This is a genomic window from Fischerella sp. PCC 9605 (genome assembly GCF_000517105.1).
Taxonomy (GTDB): domain Bacteria; phylum Cyanobacteriota; class Cyanobacteriia; order Cyanobacteriales; family Nostocaceae; genus PCC9605.
This window is the reverse complement of the sequence record NZ_KI912149.1, coordinates 1,434,355-1,454,775: the sequence shown is the minus strand read 5'-3', so window position 1 is coordinate 1,454,775 and position 20,421 is coordinate 1,434,355. Positions and strand designations below refer to the sequence as shown.

At 41.9% G+C, this 20,421-nt stretch carries 16 protein-coding genes; 10 read left to right on the top strand and 6 right to left on the bottom strand.

The window, feature by feature from the left end; all coding sequences use genetic code 11:
- Positions 1-3 precede the first annotated feature (3 nt).
- Entirely contained in the window at positions 4-1,500 is a 1,497-nt protein-coding gene (locus tag FIS9605_RS0121310; RefSeq protein ID WP_026734404.1) for a sensor histidine kinase, read from the bottom strand.
- Between the two features lie 420 nt (positions 1,501-1,920).
- Between FIS9605_RS0121310 and FIS9605_RS0121305 the strand changes: the two genes are divergently transcribed.
- Positions 1,921-2,613, top strand: coding sequence for a general stress protein (locus FIS9605_RS0121305; RefSeq protein ID WP_026734403.1), 693 nt, complete (start codon positions 1,921-1,923; stop codon positions 2,611-2,613).
- Between the two features lie 157 nt (positions 2,614-2,770).
- Complete coding sequence (locus FIS9605_RS0121300) at positions 2,771-3,247, top strand: BON domain-containing protein (protein ID WP_026734402.1); 477 nt, start codon at positions 2,771-2,773, stop codon at positions 3,245-3,247.
- A gap of 422 nt (positions 3,248-3,669) precedes the next feature.
- On the opposite strand, the gene FIS9605_RS0121295 is transcribed toward FIS9605_RS0121300, so the two are convergent.
- Positions 3,670-3,984, bottom strand: coding sequence for a TIGR03792 family protein (locus FIS9605_RS0121295; protein ID WP_026734401.1), 315 nt, complete (start codon positions 3,982-3,984; stop codon positions 3,670-3,672).
- Between the two features lie 124 nt (positions 3,985-4,108).
- Between FIS9605_RS0121295 and FIS9605_RS0121290 the strand changes: the two genes are divergently transcribed.
- Complete coding sequence (locus FIS9605_RS0121290; protein WP_026734400.1) at positions 4,109-4,432, top strand: phasin family protein; 324 nt, start codon at positions 4,109-4,111, stop codon at positions 4,430-4,432.
- Between the two features lie 98 nt (positions 4,433-4,530).
- On the opposite strand, the gene FIS9605_RS0121285 is transcribed toward FIS9605_RS0121290, so the two are convergent.
- On the bottom strand, positions 4,531-4,878 hold the full coding sequence (locus tag FIS9605_RS0121285) for a helix-turn-helix transcriptional regulator (protein WP_026734399.1): 348 nt from the start codon (positions 4,876-4,878) through the stop codon (positions 4,531-4,533).
- Positions 4,879-5,052: 174 nt separating this feature from the next.
- On the opposite strand from FIS9605_RS0121285, the gene FIS9605_RS0121280 reads away from it, so the two are divergent.
- From FIS9605_RS0121280 to FIS9605_RS0121260, 4 genes are all read left to right on the top strand, one after another.
- Positions 5,053-6,354 (top strand): P-loop NTPase fold protein, encoded by a 1,302-nt coding sequence (locus tag FIS9605_RS0121280; RefSeq protein WP_026734398.1) that lies wholly within the window; start codon positions 5,053-5,055, stop codon positions 6,352-6,354.
- A gap of 187 nt (positions 6,355-6,541) precedes the next feature.
- Positions 6,542-11,380 carry an eIF2A-related protein gene (locus tag FIS9605_RS0121270; RefSeq protein WP_026734397.1) on the top strand — a complete coding sequence of 1,613 codons (4,839 nt, stop codon included), beginning with the start codon at positions 6,542-6,544 and terminating at the stop codon, positions 11,378-11,380.
- 42 nt (positions 11,381-11,422) lie between these two features.
- Complete coding sequence (locus FIS9605_RS42915) at positions 11,423-11,668, top strand: hypothetical protein (RefSeq protein ID WP_026734396.1); 246 nt, start codon at positions 11,423-11,425, stop codon at positions 11,666-11,668.
- A gap of 330 nt (positions 11,669-11,998) precedes the next feature.
- Entirely contained in the window at positions 11,999-12,523 is a 525-nt protein-coding gene (locus tag FIS9605_RS0121260; protein WP_026734395.1) for an FKBP-type peptidyl-prolyl cis-trans isomerase, read from the top strand.
- Between the two features lie 154 nt (positions 12,524-12,677).
- Here FIS9605_RS0121260 and dnaB read toward each other — a convergent pair whose 3' ends face one another.
- The 3 genes from dnaB to gloB all read right to left on the bottom strand — a co-directional run bounded on the left by dnaB (position 12,678) and on the right by gloB (position 16,449).
- On the bottom strand, positions 12,678-14,765 hold the full coding sequence (gene dnaB / locus FIS9605_RS0121255; protein WP_026734394.1) for a replicative DNA helicase: 2,088 nt from the start codon (positions 14,763-14,765) through the stop codon (positions 12,678-12,680).
- A 210-nt stretch (positions 14,766-14,975) separates the two neighbouring features.
- Positions 14,976-15,434: a 50S ribosomal protein L9 gene (gene rplI / locus FIS9605_RS0121250; RefSeq protein ID WP_026734393.1), complete on the bottom strand. Its 459-nt coding sequence runs from the start codon at positions 15,432-15,434 to the stop codon at positions 14,976-14,978.
- 241 nt (positions 15,435-15,675) lie between these two features.
- Positions 15,676-16,449: a hydroxyacylglutathione hydrolase gene (gene gloB, locus FIS9605_RS0121245; RefSeq protein WP_026734392.1), complete on the bottom strand. Its 774-nt coding sequence runs from the start codon at positions 16,447-16,449 to the stop codon at positions 15,676-15,678.
- A gap of 364 nt (positions 16,450-16,813) precedes the next feature.
- Between gloB and FIS9605_RS0121240 the strand changes: the two genes are divergently transcribed.
- The 3 genes from FIS9605_RS0121240 to FIS9605_RS0121230 all read left to right on the top strand — a co-directional run bounded on the left by FIS9605_RS0121240 (position 16,814) and on the right by FIS9605_RS0121230 (position 20,300).
- Positions 16,814-17,041, top strand: a complete 228-nt coding sequence (locus tag FIS9605_RS0121240) for a hypothetical protein (protein ID WP_026734391.1) — start codon at positions 16,814-16,816, stop codon at positions 17,039-17,041.
- A 705-nt stretch (positions 17,042-17,746) separates the two neighbouring features.
- On the top strand, positions 17,747-19,093 hold the full coding sequence (locus tag FIS9605_RS0121235) for a glycosyltransferase (RefSeq protein ID WP_026734390.1): 1,347 nt from the start codon (positions 17,747-17,749) through the stop codon (positions 19,091-19,093).
- Between the two features lie 34 nt (positions 19,094-19,127).
- Positions 19,128-20,300: a glycosyltransferase family 4 protein gene (locus FIS9605_RS0121230; protein ID WP_026734389.1), complete on the top strand. Its 1,173-nt coding sequence runs from the start codon at positions 19,128-19,130 to the stop codon at positions 20,298-20,300.
- Positions 20,301-20,421: the final 121 nt, after the last annotated feature.

The following is a 20,421-nucleotide window of genomic DNA, read 5'->3' as shown; positions in this document are numbered from 1 at the left end:
AGTCTATAATTTTGAATTTTGAATTTTGAATTTTGGATTTTCCTTGGCTTCTGCTCCTTCTAAAGGCAGAAAAATAGTCAAAACCTCCCCATAGCGAGGACGTTCACGCACAATTAATTTTCCACCAATTGCCTGAAATAGATGCTTGGTTGCAGCAAGATTCAGGCTAATTGTACCCGTTTCTGGTTGGAACATCAGCAATTGACCAAGAGCTTTGCGAATTGGCGGCGTACAGATTGATTTTGCCGCTGCACCATTGTCTCCTTCTTGAGGGAGAGGTAATAATTGTAACTTTAATTGATCGCCAGCCGGAATGACCTGTACTTGAATATGGCTACCAGCAGGTAAACTACGGGTGAAATTCTCCATTAAACCAGTGAGAACTCGATCCAGCATAGTAGGATTACTCACCACGGTTGGCAACTGTTGGGGTAGAACCACATCTAATGTCAAGTTACGCCGACTTGCCGCTTCTTGCCAGCGGGGGATACTCACTTGCAAGACTTCCTCAAGGCACATCGCTGTCAAGTGAGTGTTTGTAGCTTTGTCCGTGGCAGAAGTTTCTAGTTCTGCTGCTCTAAACAGCAACTCCATCCGATCGATCTGCTCGGTACACTCGCGATCGATAATTTTTAAGTGCTTAATTACCTTAGCAGACAAATCACGCTGTTTTAGCAACAGTCGGGTAATAGTGCGAATGGTTGTTAGGGGAGTGCGGACTTCATGGGCAAAAGCTTGCAGCATTTCTACATCAGGTATTGGCGATGAGGAATAATGAGAATTAACCTCAGCGTTTTGCTTGCGCTCACCAGTTCCTTCAACAGCTTCCCTAGTTCCTAGTCCCCAACCTCTAGTCCCTTCCTCCTCTGGTAATTCTGCTAGCAACAACTGGCTGAACTGCATCACTATGCGATAATCTGGTGTCGGAGTATAATACTTGTGTACTAATTCTTCTAGTTCAGCAAACAGATCGGGATTACTCAACATTACCCGTGCGCCCAAAGCTTTCCACGCCTGCTGGACAACCTCTGGATCAAAAGAAAATAAAAATGCTTGTTGCCCGTCGTTTTCTGTTAAAACCAGTACTAGTCTAAATTTATCTGTAAAAACCAGACAAAACTGCTCTTTCGCCAATGGATCTGTTTTGAGCAATGGCAATACCGATTCATTCGCGACAGTTGTATCTGTTGCGATCGCAACATCGCGATCGGGCATCTGAAATGGCATCAGTGCCAAAGGATTAAATACTTGTGCTGTAAAAGTTATCGATCGCAAGCTTTGAGTCAGATTGGGATGATTAAATACTGGTGCTGGTGCAGCTAAAACTAATCCTTGCGTTACATCAGTACCAACCGTTGCTAAATTATTTAATAGTAGCTGTTGTGTAGCTGCCAAGCTTATACGCCATTGCTGCTGTGCCTTAGCAGATGAACAAAAAGCTACAGTTGATTGACTCTTGGCTAACACTTCGCTCAGACTAGGCAAGATCCATTTGTACACAGGTATTCACCCCTTGATTCAATAGCGACATCCAGCGTTTTGGGCAGATTTTTACTACTTTTTTCGCTACTAATTACGAGATTATCGGTATTTGTGTTATGGCGAAAGTCGTAGAACCGAACAATGGAGGCGGAATTTCCGTTGTTAGTCAAGAGTCAATGGTCATTAGTCATTGGTCAAGAGTTAGTGGTTAGTAGTTAGTGGTTATTCTCCCACTCTCCCACTCTCCCACTCCTCCCCATCTCCCCATCCCCCACCTCTCCATCACGCTATTCTCTATTCCCTATTTCCCATATTCAAACAGAAATAACCTTTCTGTTGATAGATAAACAGTTGACACTTGAGAACGATGGAAGCGGGAGAAAAACAAGGCAAAACAGTAATGTAAGCACAAAATTACTGATTAATGGAGGATTAAAAATGGTTGTGGGAGAACGCAGACGTGCAGTTGGAGTATTTTCTAATCGTAGTGATGCCGAATATGCGCTCACCGAACTTAGAGATGCTGGCTTTAACATGAATCAAATATCTGTAATTGCCAAAGACGCGGATCGCACTGGTGATATTGCTGGTGTTGACACACAAAAGCGTGTTGGCAATAAAGCAGATGAAGGAGCTGCTGCTGGAGCGGTTACAGGTGGTGTACTAGGAGGTCTGACCGGCTTGTTGGTAGGTTTGGGTACTTTGGCAATTCCTGGTGTAGGTCCAATCTTACTGGCAGGTGAATTAGCCACAACTCTAGCTACAACTGCTGCGGGTGCTGGTATTGGTGCTGCTGCTGGCGGGTTAGTAGGTGCGCTTGTTGGCTTAGGAATCCCTGAAGAACGAGCTAGAGTTTACAACGATCGCGTCTCCCGTGGGCATTATTTAGTCATGGTAGAAGGCACGGAAGCCGAAATCCAGCGCGCTGAAGCAGTTCTCAGAAATCGAGGCATTGAAGAGTTTGGTGTCTACAATGTACCCGATGCCACCGCAACTCGCAGCGATTATGTAAATCCTGCTAATGCTGGAGTTGATACCACTCGTGCTGATTATCCTAGCAATGTTGTTGACAATGACCCCAAAGTAGTCATCGTTGACCGTAGAGATGACCGTAGAGATACAAATATCTAGTTAGTCAATCGTCCTTTGTCCTTTGTCATTTGTCATTTTTTTCTTTGTTACTTACTAATGACGAATGACTAATGACGAATGACCAATTTGTAAAAATTCGCTCCTCTTCCTTGCACACATGTTAATTCATTGCTAAAACTTTCAGGTGAGAAAAACAATGAAGAAATTCATTCCATTACTAATTAGTGGTGTCCTGGTTGTAGGTGCAGCTGGTTGCGAAACAGCCTCTAGAACCAGTACAAATGCCCCTAGCAATACAGAGGAAAACGTCAACGCACCAGCGACAGAAACAGCTCAAGAAAATCAACAAGACGCCACAAGCGAAGTTCGTAAAGACCAAATTGAGTCTGACATTCGGGCGCGGGAGCAACGTAACAACATCACTGGCGGTGACGCAGATAGAGCTGATGCCGATTTGGAAAGCGAAGTTCGGGGAAAATTAGAAGCAAATTTACCAGCTAGTCAGTTAACTGTTGAATCTGAAGAAGGTGTTGTTACTGTTGCTGGAACGGTTCCTACTCAGGAGCAACTTAATAGAATCCCCACTTTGGCTCAAGAAATTAAAGGTGTTAAAAGTGTAGACGCTAAAAATGTAAAAGTTGCTCCCGCAACACCAGTACCAACAAATAACTAAAAGGCTCGTTAATGGTTAGTTGTTACTTATTGTTTTTCAACCAACCACAAAAAATTTAGTCCAGCGATCAAGCTGGCTTACCCAAGATTTCAACAATTACATTTGTCAGAAAATAATTTCTATCTCTTGTTGTGATGTACTTTTACAACAAGGATATAAAATGAGAAAAATTAGGGTGCAATCCTCTGATGTAAAGGTTGCGGCAACTCCTGTGCGGTTGTCGCAGCAGTTTTATTACCTTACAAGTATTTATGCGATCGCACAATAGACCTGCTTTGAAACTAATCTTATATAATAGCAGTACTAAATCATTAGAACATGTTCGGTAAATAACTTATAAAACATTGAGTGGTAAAGCGGTATATTAAATATTAGTCATTACCAGCCTCAGCGAAAGTATAAGTATTCAAGTAGACACGATATTAACCCTTATTTTGCGGAAATTTCCGTACTTGATACTCAGATGACTCTACTATCTCGCCAGTAAATCCTAGTTCTTGGGCAAACCGTTGCTCTATGGCGTTCAATTCGGATTGTCCAATTGCTTTCCATTGTTCCCGCGTTGCCCAATGAATGATTAGGATGACCTCTGCTGGCTCGTTGGGGTTAATCCAAACTTCTTTACCGAGAAAACCAGGATAACTGGCAAGCGCTGCTGTCCAAATTTCGGCGTCCTTCTGGATGTATTTTTCTCGTTGTGTAGGTGGTATTTTTACCCTAAGCAGTTCGACAATCACACCTTTTATCCCTATGTTACGTTTGTCAGAATAGAGCTGTAGTCTAGAGTAATTATCCTTCCAGCAATGGTGTATTGCCTAGATGCACTAAGGGTCATTTGATTATAAACAAGGACAAGGCGGTATGGACAGCAACAACTGGATGAGGCAGTTATTGATGATCGGTATTGGTACAACGTCCATGATGGCAGAAAAACTCAAGGAAGTGAGCGACCAACTAGTTAAGGATGGTAAGCTCGATCCTGAGCAGGCTAAAGCAGTCATGGATGACATGTTAAACCAGTTAAAGTCCGAGCAAGGCAGCTGGGAAACTAACATGCAACGGCAAATGCGGAATATGATGCAAGATTTAGGAGTTGCACGTCAGTCAGAGGTGGACGAACTGCGGGGTAGAATTGATCGTTTAGAGCGACAGGTAAGAGACTTAGAAAATAAGCTCTGGCGCTGAGTAAAGGAAATGAGTTTAAGAATAGTTCCTAAACTAAGCCAATAATTTCCAGGTAGTCCGGTGCAAGCTTTTGTTTAGACAGTGCGATCGCCTTCCCTTCACATCGAGCCACTAGATAATCGGTAAACTCGTGGAGTTTGTCCTGTCCAGCGTTTGAAGGCGCGGTGAAAGGCACTGGGTTCAGAGAACCCCAACAAAAAAGCGACATCGTGAATTGGAGTATCCAGGTTTTTCAAATGTCGCAGGGCAAGTTCTTTACGAGTTTCATCCAAAAGTTGCTGGTATGACGTACCCTCGGCTTGTAACTCTCGCTGTAACTGGCGGACGCTAATTGCTAGACTGTGGGCGATCGCGCCCGTCCCCGGAAGCTCTCCTTTCAATTGTTGCGCGATCGCCTGCACAACTTGTCGGGTGTAATTGTTCTCTCGGTTTATGGCATCAAGCATTGTCTGTGCATGCTGCTCGAAGACCAACAGTAGGTTTGCATTCGCCGAAACCTGGAAACAAGAAAATCACCACATCAGCCCCTCTCAAGGATGAATATTCCTTAGAGCAACTTTATCATCTGTATAATCACTTAAAATAACGAGAAGTGTCAGCCTATCTGCGGGTTACTCTTCATGAGACTGGATTTAGAGAAATTTTATCAAGCTTGTAATCCTAGCCGAACCCTAGATATGGGAAGACCAGAGGATCGGCAGTATTATATTGATTTCTCAGAGGTACGTGGTAGTACGATAATTCAGGAACTGGGAAGAACTATCACTCGCCTCTCACCCGATCAGCCAACCTGCCAATTATTTACAGGACATATCGGCTGTGGTAAGTCTACTGAACTGCTGCGGCTAAAAGCAGAGTTAAAACAGCAGGGATTTCATACTGTTTACTTCGAGTCCAGTCAAAGCCTGGATATGGCTGATGTTGATGTTACAGATGTTTTATTGGCGATCGCCCGTGAAGTCAGTCAAAGTCTAGAAGCAATAAAAATTAACCTGAAACCAGGATATTTTCAAAATCTATTTACTGACATTGTTGATTTGTTGCAAACGCCAATAGATGTTTCTGGAGTTGAACTGTCTGCTGGTATTGCTAAAATTACTACCAAAACCAAAGATAGTCCCAAGCTAAGAAACCAGCTAAGGCAATATTTAGAGCCGCGCACAAATGGTATTTTGGAATCAATTAATCAAGAGTTACTAAAACCTGCAATAGAAAGACTTAAACAGCAAGGTAAAAAAGGGCTAGTGGTAATTGTTGATAATCTTGATCGAGTCGATAATTCTTTGAAGCCATCGGGTTATTACCAACCAGAATATCTATTTGTAGAACGGGGTGAACAGTTAAATCAACTGAATTGTCATGTTGTCTATACAATTCCCTTAGTATTGATTTTTTCCAACGCTTTAGGAAGGCTGACAAATCGTTTTGGTGTAGACCCCAAAGTTTTGCCAATGGTTCCCGTGCAATTACGAGATGGTTCTGAATGCCAAAAGGGAATCACACTGCTGCAACAGATGATGATGGTGAGGGCTTTTCCTGGTGTGAGTTGGGAACAAAGCCGTAATTTAATTACCCAAGTTTTTGACAGTCCTGTGACTTTAGAAAGACTGTGTCGAGTTAGCGGTGGTCATTTGCGAAACTTACTGATGCTGTTGTTTCGTTGTTTGCAGAGACAAGATCCACCCATTTCCTATGATTGCTTAGAAAGTGTGATTAAACAACGCCGTAATGAGCTAACATTGGCAATTACCCCCGAAGAATGGGAATTACTGCGTGAGGTAGCGCAACAAAAAAGCTTTAGAGGTCATGAAAAATACGAACTTTTGCTCCGCAGTATGTTTGTATTTGAATATCGAGATGAGGATGGCTCTTGGTTTGATATCAATCCAATTTTGACAGAAGCTAGAGAATTTAAATTATGAATGATGCATTTGACTTCTCTCTAGTAGTTCTCGTTAGTTCTCGTTACCAGGTTCAACCTGGTAACAAGGGTTTGGAGGCTCAGCCTCCAGGCTGTTCTTACAAAAATTAAATCGCCAAGATACGGAGGGTAGGTTACGCTATTGCTAACCAATCAAACTACAAAAAGTGACAAATGACCAATAACCAATGACAAACCCAGAAGATGTCACCGCCATCAATGAAAATTCCTTACAAACTTTGGTGCGATCAATTACCCTTTCTCAGGGGCAATTTTCACTAATTTTGGTGCGGTGTAATTATGCTTCTCTGCGAGAGAGGATGGTAGAACGTCTGCGGGAAATATCTCCTATAAATATCCACGAAATTACTTTATCTGCATCGGTCAAAACTCTCTACACAGCTATCAGTGAACAACTGACAGATGAACAACCACACGCTTTGATGGTTTTTGGTTTGGAGTCGGTGAAAAACCTCAATACGGTTCTGACTTCAGCTAACCAAGTGAGGGAGGAGTTTAGAAAAAATTTTCTGTTCCCAATTTTGTTGTGGGTGAATGACTATATTTTGCACCAATTCATTAGATTAGCGACAGATTTAGAAAGTTGGGCAACAACAATTGAGTTTAAAAAAAACACTGATGAATTAGTCAGCTTTTTACAGCAAAAAACTGATGATATTTTTGCTGGTAATGTAACTCCGAATTCACAACTTTGCTGGGAATTGCAAACTGCTGGGGATGATTTGCGATCGCGCGGACAAGTTTTAGAAGCAGAAATTCAAGCTAGTTTAGAATTTGTTTTAGGTTTGCATGATTATCAATACGATCAGATAAATTCTGCTTTAGAGCATTATCAGCAGAGTTTAGCTTTTTGGCAAGAAATTAGATCCCCCCAACCCCTCTTAAAAAGGGGGGCTATGCTGTTAGAAAGGCGGGGTAGGTTACTACTGCATATTGCGCTTGCTTATTACCGCCAAGCGGAAAAATATCATTCAGAAAATCAAGGTTATTGGCAAGAAGCTAGAAATTATTTTCAGCAATGTCTTGATGCTTTCACACAAGCAGGGAGACAAGATTTAGTTGCTGAGCATATTAATAAACTGGGTGAAGTGCTGCGCCAATTACAATTATGGGAAGAGTTACAAAGCCTAGCTGAAAATTCATTGAAGCTGCATCAAAATTATCATTTACCGCTACAAATAGCTGAAGATTACGGTTTTTTAGCAGAAGTCGCTTTAGAGCAATCACATTGGCATGATGCTAATCAACTCGCTCAACAAGCACTGCTAGTTTTATCGGAAGTATCCAATCAACAAATACATGAGCAAGGTTGGTATCACTTTCTTTTAGCACGCTCTCAACAAAGTTTAGGTGAAATTGAAGCAGCTATCAATAATTTAGAAATAGCGAGAGCAGAAAGCAATTCTCAATACAATCCCAAGCTTTATATTCGCATTTTGGAAACGTTGCGCTTACTCTATTACGAGCAAGGTCAATATCTAGAAGCATTTCGGATTAAGCAACAGCAAATTGCGATTGAACATCAGTATGGTTTGCGAGCATTCATCGGTGCAAGTTATTTAATTCCACAACGAGAGGCTATTAATCCTACACTCGGGCAAGTTGACAATCAAGGGACAATTGCTCAAGAAATTGCTGCTTCTGGTAGGGAACAAGATATCAAGCAATTGATAGAGAGAATCAGCAGTACTCAACATAAATTGATTGTCATTCATGGTCAATCAGGAGTGGGTAAAAGTTCGATTTTGCAGGCGGGTTTAATTCCTGTGCTGCAACAGCAAGCTATTGACGCTCGTGATGTTTTACCTGTGTTATTACGAGCTTACACAGATTGGGTAGGAATGTTGGGGCGGTGTTTGACTGAAGCTTTTGAAGAAGTAAGAGGCAAGAAATTATCTACACCTGTTGATTCGGCATCGGCAATTATGGCAATTATAGAACAGTTGCGTAAAAATGCAGACCGCAACTTATTAACTGTTTTAATTTTTGACCAATTTGAAGAGTTTTTCTTTGTTTATTTAGACCAAGTTAACAGACGACCATTTTATGAATTTCTGCGCCTGTGCTTGGATATTCCTTTTACAAAGGTGATTCTGTCTTTGCGAGAAGATTATTTACATTATTTATTAGAACTAGACCGTCTATTTAATTTGAGTGTAATTAACAATAATATTTTAGATAAGAATATTCGTTATTATTTGGGGAACTTTTCACAGGATGATGCTAAAAAAGTTGTGCAGAGTTTAACCGAACGCACACAGTTTTATTTACAGCCTGCATTGATTGATAAATTAGTGCAAGATTTAGCCGAAGATTTAGGCGAAGTCCGCCCGATTGAGTTGCAAATTGTTGGTACGCAATTGCAAACAGAGAAGATTAATACTCTTCAGAAATATCAGGAAGTAGGCACTAAGGAAAAACTAGTAAAAAGATTTTTAGAAGAAGTTATTAAAGACTGTGGTGCTGAGAATGAACGTTGTGCTCGACTAGTTTTATATTTACTCACAGATGAAAACAACACTCGTCCTTTGAAGACTCGCGCACAATTGGCAGCTGATTTAGCAGCAGAAGCAGACAAACTTGATTTGGTGTTAGAGATTTTTGTCAAATCAGGTTTAGTCTTGCTGTTGCCAGAAAGTCCTGCCGATTTATATCAATTGGTGCATGATTATCTTGTGGCTTTTATTCGCCAGCAACAGGGTAATGAAATATTGGCAGAATTGGCGAAGGAAAGAGAACAGCGTCAGCGGGCGGAGGAGAATTTAAAGCGCGAACAAGAGGCAAATCAAATATTGGCGGATGCGAAACGAGAAGCTGATAGACAAATTCGCCAAGGGCGGTTGGGATTGGTTGTCAGTTCTGGGTTATCAATATTATTGTTAGTTGTGGCTGGCTTGGCTGCTGGGTATGCTGTGAATAAATTGAGGGAAGCACAACAAAGAACAAAACTAGAACGGTCAGGAGTTACTGCATTACGACAGTTTGATTTTACCGAGTTAGAAGCCCTGATGTCAGCAATGCGGAGTGGGAAAGAGTTGAAAACTTTAGTAAAAGATAGTCGTCTTCCGGAGGATTATCTAGATATCAGCCCTTTGTTCGCTTTGCGGACTATTCTCAGCAACATCAAAGAACGTAACCAGTTTCAAGGGTCTCAGTACAGTGTCAATAGTGTGAGTTTCAGCCCAGATGGCAAAACCATCGCCACCGCATCAGTTGACGGTACAGCACGGTTGTGGAACCTCAACGGTGAATTAATCAAGGAATTCAAAAAGCATCAGAGCAGTGTCAATAGTGTGAGTTTCAGCCCAGATGGCAAAACCATCGCCACCGCATCAGTTGACGGTACAGCACGGTTGTGGAATATCAACGGTGAGCTAATCAAAGAATTCAAAAAGCATGATGGCAGTGTCAATAGTGTGAGTTTTAGCCCCGATGGCAGCACGATCGCTACCGCTTCACTTGACGGTACAGCACGGTTGTGGAACCTCAACGGTAAACTAATCACCGAATTCAAAGGGCATCAGAGCAGTGCCAATAGTGTGAGTTTCAACGATGGCAAAACCATCAGTGTAAGTTTCAGCCCCGATGGCAAAACCATCGCTACCGCTTCCGATGACCGTACAGCGCGGTTGTGGAACCTCAACGGTAAGCTAATCACCGAATTCAAAGGGCATCAGAACAGTGTCAATAGTGTGAGTTTCAGCCCCGATGGCAACACGATCGCTACCGCTTCACTTGACGGTACAGCACGGTTGTGGAACCTCAACGGTAAACTAATCACCGAATTCAAAGGGCATCAGAGCAGTGTCAATAGTGTGAGTTTCAGCCCCGATGGCAACACGATTGCCACCGCTTCCTCTGACGGTACAGCACGGTTGTGGAACCTTAACGGACAGCAATTCAAGAAATTCAAAGGGCATCAGAGCAGTGTCAATAGTGTGAGTTTCAGCCCTGATGGTAAAACTATCGCTACTGCTTCACTTGACGGTACAGCACGGTTGTGGAACCTCAACGAGCAGCAACCACAAATAATCGAATTCAAAGGGCATCAGAGCAGTGTCAATAGTGTGAGTTTCAGCCCCGATGGTAAAACTATCGCTACCGCTTCACTTGACGGTACAGCGCAGTTGTGGAACCTCAACGGGCAGCAACCGCAAATAATCGAATTCGAAGGGCATCAGAGCAGTGTTAATAGTGTGAGTTTCAGCCCTGATGGTAAAACTATCGCTACTGCTTCACTTGACGGTACAGCACGGTTGTGGAACCTCAACGGTAAGCTAATCACTGAATTCAAAGGTCATCAGAGCAGTGTCAATAGTGTGAGTTTCAGCCCCGATGGCAACATGATCGCTACTGCTTCACTTGACGGTACAGCACGGTTGTGGAACCTCAACGGTGAGCTAATCAAAGAATTCAAAAAAGAGCATCAGGGCTTAGTCTTGAGTGTAAGTTTTAGCCCCGATGGTAAAACTATCGCCACTGCTTCATATGACCGTACAGCGCGGTTGTGGAACCTTAACGGTAAGCTAATCACTGAATTCAAAGGGCATCAGAGCAGTGTCAATAGTGTGAGTTTCAGTCCCCATAGCAAAACCATCGCCACCGCTTCCGATGACCGTACAGCACGCTTGTGGAGCCTCAACGGTAAGCTAATCACTGAATTCAAAGGGCATCAGAGCAGTGTCAATAGTGTGAGTTTTAGCCCCGATGGTAAAACTATCGCCACCGCTTCACTTGACGGTACAGCACGGTTGTGGAACCTCAACGGTAAGCTAATCACTGAATTCAAAGGTCATCAGAGCAGTGTCAATAGTGTGAGTTTCAGTCCCCATAGCAAAACCATCGCCACCGCTTCCGATGACCGTACAGTGCGGTTATGGCCTGTGGAGATTGTAGACGAGTTGCTGGCACAGGGTTGCAGTTGGCTGCATGATTATCTGAAGAATAATCCGAATGTGAGTGAGAGCGATCGCCATCTGTGCGATGATATCAATCCCAAAAAGTAAATCGTTAGCAAAAGTGCGATCGCATCAACTGAGCCTCTGAAGGTGAAGTTCGAGTCTTTGAGGTTCAACGTTGAGGTTTTGAAGGTGAAGTTCGAGCCTTTGAGGTTCAACGTTGAGGTGTTGAAGGTGAAGTTCGAGTCTTTGAGGTTCAACGTTGAGGTTTTGAAGGTGAAGTTCGAGCCTTTGAGGTTCAGCGTTGAGGTTGTGGAGGTGAAGTTCGAGCCTTTGAGGTTCAACGTTGAGGTGTTGAAGGTGAAGTTCAAGCCTTTGAGAGTGCGATCGCATTAAACAGAAGTCAGTATTTAGTTATTAACCAATACGGTTCAGTTCTAGTTGATACTCTGGTTCAGATTGCCCAACTGTTAGGGACTGAGCGATCGCTCCTCAAGTACTGGAACAATCAAAATCACAGAAGTACTCAATGAACGGCTTGCAATTAGTAGAACTACTGCCGAAAATAGAACAGGATTAGCCGTGGTGCGATCGCACTGCGAGTGCAGGTGCTCCTAAATAATTATTCAATAATTACTGAGGTAACAGAGACATTCTGATTTACACTAAAGTTTTGTCCTACAGGTCATTCTATTTACAGACAACCTAGAGTAGGGAGGACTGATTTTGAAAGCGATTTTACTCAGCGTGGGTTTCATGCTAGTTTGTGTTGTGGTTTTGGTGTTAGCACAAGTTGGCGGTGGGAAGCAAGAGTCTGCCATTGCTGCCCAAGTAACCGAAATGACACCAGCGCCTACTACTGTAATTGAAAACAATACTCTAATGGCAAGCAATCCTTCATCTGATGAAAATGTCGTCACTACACCTTCTGGACTGAAGTATATTGAGTTAGAAGAGGGGACTGGTGCGACTCCTAAAACAGGACAAACTGTTAAAGTTCACTACACCGGTACTTTAGAAGATGGAACTAAGTTTGATAGTTCCCGCGATCGCAACCAACCTTTTAAATTTAAAATCGGTACGGGCCAAGTCATCAAAGGTTGGGATGAAGGACTTAGTACTATGAAAGTAGGCGGTCGCCGTCAGTTAATCATCCCCGCAGAGTTAGGTTACGGCGCTCGTGGTGCTGGTGGCGTCATTCCCCCCAACGCTACCCTAGTTTTTGATGTGGAGTTGTTGGACGTTAATTAGTGGTTAGTGGTTAGTGGTTAGTGGTTAGTGGTTAGTGGTTAGTGGTAAAAAATTAACAGATAACTATTACCTACTATCTACTATCTACTATCTACTATCTACTATCTACTATCTACTATCTACTATCTACTATCTACTATCTACTATCTAATTTTTAATAATTTGGTCTAGCTAAATTTTTAAACTTCGTAAATTGCGGGTCAAATAAAAGTTTGACAGTGCCAGTTGGGCCATTTCTATGTTTAGCGATATTGACTTCTGCAATACCTCGATCGGGTGTGTCATGGTTGTAATATTCGTCGCGGTAAAGCATGATTACTAAATCCGCATCTTGTTCAATAGAATTGTGAACAACAATGTTATTGGCAATAAAATTATGCAAGCCAGGAACAGTCAGGTCAAACACTTCTTCCTCGCCGCAAGATTCAATTGAAACTATTTCATCCCAATAAACATCACTCTTGCCAAGAGCAAGCAGCTCATTTGATTGAACAACCTCTGCAATTTTTAAAACTCTTTCTCTACTCAAATTTGTTTTGTAAAGCGCAGAGCCACAATAGGATGTGCCAATCTTGGAATGTAATGCCCTTGTTGTCAATTCAACAGCTTGCATTGCAGGTACAACGTGGGTTTTCCAAACATCTTTGGGGATTATATCTCTATTGGTGTTGTGAATGCAGTTTTCCAGGTGTTCAAAAATTTGTTGGAGTGAACCTAGCTTGTATTCTCCTACTGCTCCAACCTTTTCAGCATAAGTCATGCTTTGTTTACCAAGGCTATGTAGATGCCTTGGTAAACATATATGTTGTCTAGGACTTAGTTCATCTAGTCTACGCCAGCCATGAATTGTGAGGAATTTGTGATTAGCTGTGGCACGAATTTTTCGTCCCAATCGAGTTGTTAAGGTAAACACAGGCTTGATACCTGTTGAAAAAGCATGGCTAACAATTGCCTTTTCTAACTGCATTGTCGCTTGATTCAAAGCCCAAACGGCAAAACCGGATTGTCCAACTAATTCTCGAATGGTTACTTGTAAACCGCTATCTGCTAATGTCACCAGAGTATCACCAGTTAAACAACCAGACTCTCTCAAATCAGATAACATCGGACGCTTGTTTGTACGTGCTTCTACACCTCGACTCAACTGAGATAGAGCAATCACTGGCACAGATAATTCACGAGCTAATCCCTTAATACTACGGGTAATTCTAGATAATTCTTGCACGCGGTTATCACCCGCTCCTTCCATCAATTGCAAGTAATCTATAACAATTAGTCCCAGTCCTGTACCAACTTCGGCTTGCAAACGCCGCGCCTGAGAACGCATTTCTGTTACTGTAATATTCGGCGTATCGTCAATAAAAATTGGCATCTCTGAAAGTAAGCCAATCGCGCGGCTTAAAGGTTCCCACTGAGTTTGACTGATGCGTCCACTCCGCAGATAACCAGATTCAATTTCTGCTTCGCTAGCTATTAATCGCTGCACCAGCTGCTCTTTGGACATTTCCAAACTGAAAATAGCAACTGGTAATTTATATAAAGCAGCAACGTTGTAAGCAAGATTAAGACAAAACGCGGTTTTCCCCATTGATGGTCTGCCAGCGACAATGATTAAATCAGAAGGCTGAAAGCCGCTGGTCATAGCATCTAAATCGTAAAAACCACAAGGAATACCTGGTAATGCTACACCTTGATGGCGAGTTTCTATTTCTTCAAATGCATTAACCAAGCTGTCGGAAATATGAACTAGTCCTGATTGGGGACGTTCTTGTGTAATAGCAAAAACTTTTTGTTCTGCTTGATCGAGTACTTGTGGTAACTCGGCTTCTGTTTGATAACCCAACTGAACAATTTCATTGCCAGCTTTGATTAATTGACGCCGCAGGTATTTTTCCATTACCAGCGATGCTAAAGCGTCAATATTGACTGCTGATACTGTCCGGTCTACAAGGGAAGCTAATTTATTTCTACCACCAACACGAGCTAGTAAATCGTGGTCAGTCAGCCAATTTGCGACCGAAAGCAAGTCTGTGGGTTTACCTTGACTGTGAAGTACTACAGCGGCTTGATAGATATCTTTATGAGCGCTAATGTAAAAAGCTTCTGGAACTAAGCGATCGCTAACTCTGCTTATAGCTTCCGGATCGAGCAAAATTCCCCCTAGTATCGCTTCTTCTGCTTCGATGTTTTGGGGAGGTAGGCGATCGCTGCCTAATCCTTGAAAATTTAGTTCTTCAGACATATAAGATTTTAGATTTTAGATTTTGGATTTTTATGTAGCCATATTCTCTTATAGTTCAAAATTACTATTATTAAATTAAACAAGAGACGTTGCAATGCAACGTCTCTACACACTACAAATTATATTTAGAAGAATTCGAGCACAAATGGACACAGATAAACACAGATGTGTTTGATGTGTCTGTGTTCCATATGAGAGCAAGGTTGATTTTTAGCTGGCTACAACTTCAATGTTTACTTTTGCGGTTACTTCAGAGTGCAGCTTAATTTCAGCTTCGTATGTACCCAGCCTACTAATATCGGGTATGGTAATGCCACGGCGATCGACTTCTAAACCTGTGGTTTGTTGAATAGCATCGGCTACATCTTGGGTAGTGACTGTACCAAAAATAGCTTCTTTTTCACCAACCTGCTTAGCAATGCTGAAGCTACCAGCTTTTTCCAATGCTGCTTTTTGCTCTTGTGCTTGTTGCTTGAGTTCTAATTGCCGCTGGCGTTCTAACTCTCGGCGGCGTTCCACTTGCTTAAGAATACCAGGAGTAGCAAAGGTTGCCATACTCTTGGGAATTAGATAATTACGAGCATAGCCGGGAGCTACTTCTACTAAGTCGCCGGATTTTCCCAGCTTGCTGACATCCTGAGTTAAAACTAACTGTATGCGTTTCGCCATTGTTCTTCTTTTTTCTCTGTTGCTTGTAAAATCTCAATATCTTGGGGTTTCAGCAAGATAGTTCACAAGAGTGTAGCTTTATCCCCAGGAGCTTTGCTTATAGCCAATAAGCCTACAGATCCTAGCGAAATGCAGGGTGCGATCGCAACACTTTTTACGAAAAGTCCTTAGTCAATAGTCAATAGTCATTAGTCATCAGTAAAAAACTCTTAACTATGGACTCTGGACTCTTGACTCTTGACTAAAATCTATCCTTCATTCCCCGCAGACGCGCAAAGGTTTGCACTGGATCGCGGCTGTTTACTGCTGATTGTAATGCTGGCTGCTCCCAACGTAAAAAGGGATTTGTGCGTTTCTCGACTCCTAAAAGAGAGGGAACGGTTGCTTTTCCCCGGCTGCGACACATTTTCACTTCATCATAACGAGTTTGCAAATCGGGGTTATCACTATCTACGGTTAGAGCAAATTGCAAATTTTTTAAAGTGTATTCATGAGCGCACCAGACCCGCGTATTATCTGGTAGAGAACGCAGCTTACTCAGGGAGTCTACCATCTGCGTGGGCGTGCCTTCAAATAAGCGACCGCATCCACCAGCAAAGAGGGTATCACCGCAGAACAATTCCCCTGTCTCTTCTGGGTTGTTGGGAGGGAAGTAATAAGCAATGTGAGCACGAGTATGTCCGGGTACGAAGATAACTTCTCCAACTCTGTCTGCAAATTGTACGCGATCGCCTTGTTGCAAAAACACCTGTTGTCCTGGAATTCTTCCCCGATCCTCGGCTCCACCATAAACTTTTACTTGGGGAAATCTTCGTATCAATTCTTTGTTACCACCGACGTGATCCAAATGATGGTGTGTGTTAAAAATCGCTACGAGTTCTGCTTGTAATTCATGAAGTTTTATTAAAACTGGTTCTGCCTCTGCTGGATCGACAACGGCGGCGATATTTTGTTGGCGATCGTGTAACAGAAAAACGTAATTGTCTGAAAGTGCCTCCAGACGGATTACCTGCATTACAACAACCTCCCTCACAAGTTGATGTTTGATATTCATTTATTTATATTTTTCTGATTGTAGCTGTAAAAATTCATAAAAAACAAGCAAATACAACAGTGTAATTACTTAAATACTCTCACAATTCATACCAATAATATTGATTTATCAGTAAATTTTCTCTGGGAGTAAGAGTATATAGAAAGTTAGATTTATTTTGTTCTTTGGTGCTGTAAAGATACCAAAAAGTTTCGGTCAAAAAAATAATCAAGATTTGCTCTAAGCTGTTAAATCAAATATTCTTAACATTTCCTTTACAGCTTCCTTTTGTACATCAGAAGTAGAGCAGATATTGGCATAAAGTTTTGCATCTACCAGGAGAAATATGAGCTATAAAACTTCCATATACAAAAGCGTGGACAATCAGTTAGAATCCGCTGTAAAGGAAATAGTAGAGCGAATTCTCAAATCAGGGAAAATGAGCCGTCAAGACCATAAATTACTTACGTCTCATATACATCCTAATGGTTATTTAAACGATGCAGAACGTCGTCAAATTAATCGGATATTAGACTATATCCAAACTGGACGACTACAATTAATCGACTGGTAATATTTTTGAAATTGTCAGCACTCAGTTACCAGTTATCAGACAATAAACATAACTAAAGTTAGGTGATTTCAATAAATCAAATTATTCTTTGATTGCTCTGATGAAAATCATCTTGCTCAAACCTATTTTTTAGGAATCTGATAACTGATAAATAGGTCAACAAAATTAAACGTAAGATTTTACCCCTAACTTAATCTCCCACCAAGGAAAGAGGTTGGGTATATTTTATATTTTTGAAAGTGACATAATTAACTGATAAATTATTCCTAGCCCTTGTTTTGATAATTCTCTCTCTGATTTTTATACAGATGTGCTTTTTGCCATAAAAAATGGCTAAAATCGGTGTAACATAAAATATTTTTATCCTCACTGGTAAATTCACTCAATTATTATCTTCAAAAATCCAATCAATTTGAATATTCAGTGAAAATGCGATAGCAACCATAAAAATTATAGTGTTAAATTATTTTCTGTGTGTATTCAAGTAAACATAGTTAATTCTTAAATACACTGGCAGTTAGTTAGCTAGTATGGAATGCCATTTTGATATGTGCCTTTCCCAACCCAACATGAGCAACTAAGACTACATCTACCTGACAACACCGTCAGCGCTTTTATTAGATTTGCCCTGTTTTTTAGAATGGCTGCTTATAGCTGTAACTGAGGTATCTAGGTTTCCGAATCGTTTCTTGTGCGGGCTAATAAATGAAGTTAATTCATACAACTACCTGGTATTTTCCAGATAGATCAGGTGGTGTAGAAGTATACATAGATTCCCTATTACATGGCTTGCAAGCACATGGAGTAGAAAGTATAGTTGCTGCCCCCCGACAAGGCACAGAGGAAGACTTTTACGAATATAACGGTACTTTAGTCTATCGCTATCCTGTCTTCCCTAACCCTAACAAGATACAGCAACACAAACAATTACCTCACGGAGGGTTTGAAACTTTTGCCAATTGGTTAAAAAACCATAAAGCAGATGTATACCATCAGCACTCTTGGCGATTTGACTGCGGCTTGCATCACCTAGCTGTTGCCCGCAAGCTAGGTATGGCAACTGTAGTCACCGTGCATATGCCCGAGCCTCTATGTCTGCGCGGTACAATGATGCGATATGCTCAAGAACCTTGCAATGGGCTAATTGATGCTACCCTTTGCAGTCGGTGTTTGGGCATTCCAGAACGAGTACCTTCTTGGGCAATCAAAACACTGAGTCAAGTTCCTCTCCCTGTCGGCGTAGCCGCAGAAACAAAATTGCGTGGCTCTAAGAGTGTTAAACTCCGCCTACTAGGTAGAACTTTTGGCATTCCTCCTTTGGTGACTGAACATCAGCATCAGCTAAGGCAGCTAGCAAAACTAGCCGATCGCATTGTTGTTCCCAGCAATTGGCAGTATGATGCTTTCCGTTTGAATGGTGTGCCTGAAGAAAAACTGATTCTTTGCCGACAGGGTGTTGCAAACAATTTTACCCAACAAATAACACCAACCAAAGCAGAAAACGGTGCTTTAAAAATTGGCTTTTTGGGTCGCTGGCAAGAAACCAAAGGAGTGCAAATAATCGCAGAAGCAGTACACCTTTTGCCTGCGGATGTACCTGTGGAATTAATTCTTCATGCTACTCATGCAGATAAATACGGTGAAGCGAATCGAGAAAAAGTTTTAGCACTTGCTGCTTGTGACAGTCGGATTCGCATTGCTGAACCACTGTCACGTCAAGCAATCTCTGAGGCATTGGCGAATTTTGATTTACTGGCTGTACCGTCCCAATGGCTAGAAACAGGGCCTCTGGTAGTTCTAGAAGCCCAAGCTGTTGGCACTCCGGTATTAGGTGCAAATTTAGGAGGAATTGCGGAATTAGTTCGTCACGGGGTCGATGGTTGGTTAGTTCCAGCCAAAGATATTAAAGCATGGACAGAAGCGATCGCCACTCTTGCTAAGGATAGGAATTTACTCGCTAGACTGCGTCAAGGTATTGGGCTAGTACGTACCATGAGCGTTGTCGCTTCAGAGATGGCAATGCTTTACAAAGAAATTCTCGCAACTCCCTAAAAACAATTTGATAGATTGACGCCTAATTTCTATTATGAATCGGCAAAAAAATAAGTCAAAAGTTTCTATTTTAACGCCCAATTTCTCTAAAGGTGGTGTAGATCGAGCATATTTGCTGGGTCAAGTATTTAAAAAATTAAATTTTGAAGTCGAGATTTTGGGGTTTTTATTTGGCAAAAGTATTTATCCCGAACCACCACCAGACTTACCAATTTACTGTTTACCAGGCTGCAACTATCCAGAATTTTTTGCTTCAGTGAAGCAACTGTTGACAAAAATTGATGGGGATATTGTCTGTGCCATCAAACCAAAACTTACCAGCTATGGTGTCGCTTTATTTAACAAAATTTCTCACCGTCAACCAGTGATTTTGGATATTGATGATTGGGAGTTGAGTTGGCATGGAGGTGATGAGTGGCAATACCGTCCTAGCTGGAAACAGCTAGGTAGAGACATTCTCAAAAAAAATGGTGCTTTGAGAAATCCAGACCATCCTTTGTATTTAAAGTGGATGGATGCATCGACGCATCGCGCTGATGCCATTACCGCAGATACTCAATTTTTGCTCAATCGCTTTGGCGGCACTTATATACCCAATGGTAAAGATACCGACTTATTCGATCCCCAAAAATACGATTTCCAAGTCAGCCGACAACGTTACGGACTAGCAGAATATCGCCTCCTGATGTTTCCTGGCGCACCGCGACCACATAAGGGTATCGAGGATGTGTTAACCGCACTTGACCAACTCAATGAACCTGATTTCAGGCTAGCGATCGTAGGTGGTAATCCCTATGATGATTACGATGAGCAGCTAATTGAGCGTTGGGGACGTTGGATTATTAAACTACCCCAGATGCCAGTAGAAAAGATGCCAGAAGTTGTGGCTGCTGCTGATGTGGTGGTTGTTCCACAGCGGGATACGCCTGTAGCGCGGGCACAATTTCCCATTAAGCTAACGGATGGCATGGCAATGGCCAAGCCTATTTTAGCAACAAGAGTAGGAGATATTCCAGAAATTTTAGGTGACACAGGTTATTTAGCTGACCCTAGTTCTCCTGCACAACTTGCAGAACAGATTCGACTGATATTTGAGAATTTAGATGCAGCAAACGAGCGCGGCAAGAAAGCGAGAGAAAGATGTGTAGAAAAATATAGCCTAGAAGCAATGGCATTTACTCTAAAGTCGGTAATTACGCGGTTGTGACTTTAAGGGTAGGCGATTGTAAATTTGGGTTAAATGGATTTCACTAATAGATATTTGTATCTGTGTTTTCACTGAGCATACTCAGAATATGATTTATTTGCTGTGGAAGATTTACGGATTC

What these genes read in the sequence shown, in the direction of transcription:
- FIS9605_RS0121305 (WP_026734403.1), top strand. Translation starts at nt 1,921, where the DNA reads ATGGTTGTGGGAGAACGCAGACGTGCAGTTGGAGTATTTTCTAATCGT.
- FIS9605_RS0121300 (WP_026734402.1), top strand. Translation starts at nt 2,771, where the DNA reads ATGAAGAAATTCATTCCATTACTAATTAGTGGTGTCCTGGTTGTAGGT.
- FIS9605_RS0121290 (WP_026734400.1), top strand. Translation starts at nt 4,109, where the DNA reads ATGGACAGCAACAACTGGATGAGGCAGTTATTGATGATCGGTATTGGT.
- FIS9605_RS0121285 (WP_026734399.1), bottom strand. Translation starts at nt 4,878, where the DNA reads ATGCTTGATGCCATAAACCGAGAGAACAATTACACCCGACAAGTTGTG.
- FIS9605_RS0121280 (WP_026734398.1), top strand. Translation starts at nt 5,053, where the DNA reads ATGAGACTGGATTTAGAGAAATTTTATCAAGCTTGTAATCCTAGCCGA.
- FIS9605_RS0121270 (WP_026734397.1), top strand. Translation starts at nt 6,542, where the DNA reads ATGACAAACCCAGAAGATGTCACCGCCATCAATGAAAATTCCTTACAA.
- dnaB (WP_026734394.1), bottom strand. Translation starts at nt 14,765, where the DNA reads ATGTCTGAAGAACTAAATTTTCAAGGATTAGGCAGCGATCGCCTACCT.
- rplI (WP_026734393.1), bottom strand. Translation starts at nt 15,434, where the DNA reads ATGGCGAAACGCATACAGTTAGTTTTAACTCAGGATGTCAGCAAGCTG.
- gloB (WP_026734392.1), bottom strand. Translation starts at nt 16,449, where the DNA reads ATGCAGGTAATCCGTCTGGAGGCACTTTCAGACAATTACGTTTTTCTG.
- FIS9605_RS0121240 (WP_026734391.1), top strand. Translation starts at nt 16,814, where the DNA reads ATGAGCTATAAAACTTCCATATACAAAAGCGTGGACAATCAGTTAGAA.
- FIS9605_RS0121235 (WP_026734390.1), top strand. Translation starts at nt 17,747, where the DNA reads ATGAAGTTAATTCATACAACTACCTGGTATTTTCCAGATAGATCAGGT.
- FIS9605_RS0121230 (WP_026734389.1), top strand. Translation starts at nt 19,128, where the DNA reads ATGAATCGGCAAAAAAATAAGTCAAAAGTTTCTATTTTAACGCCCAAT.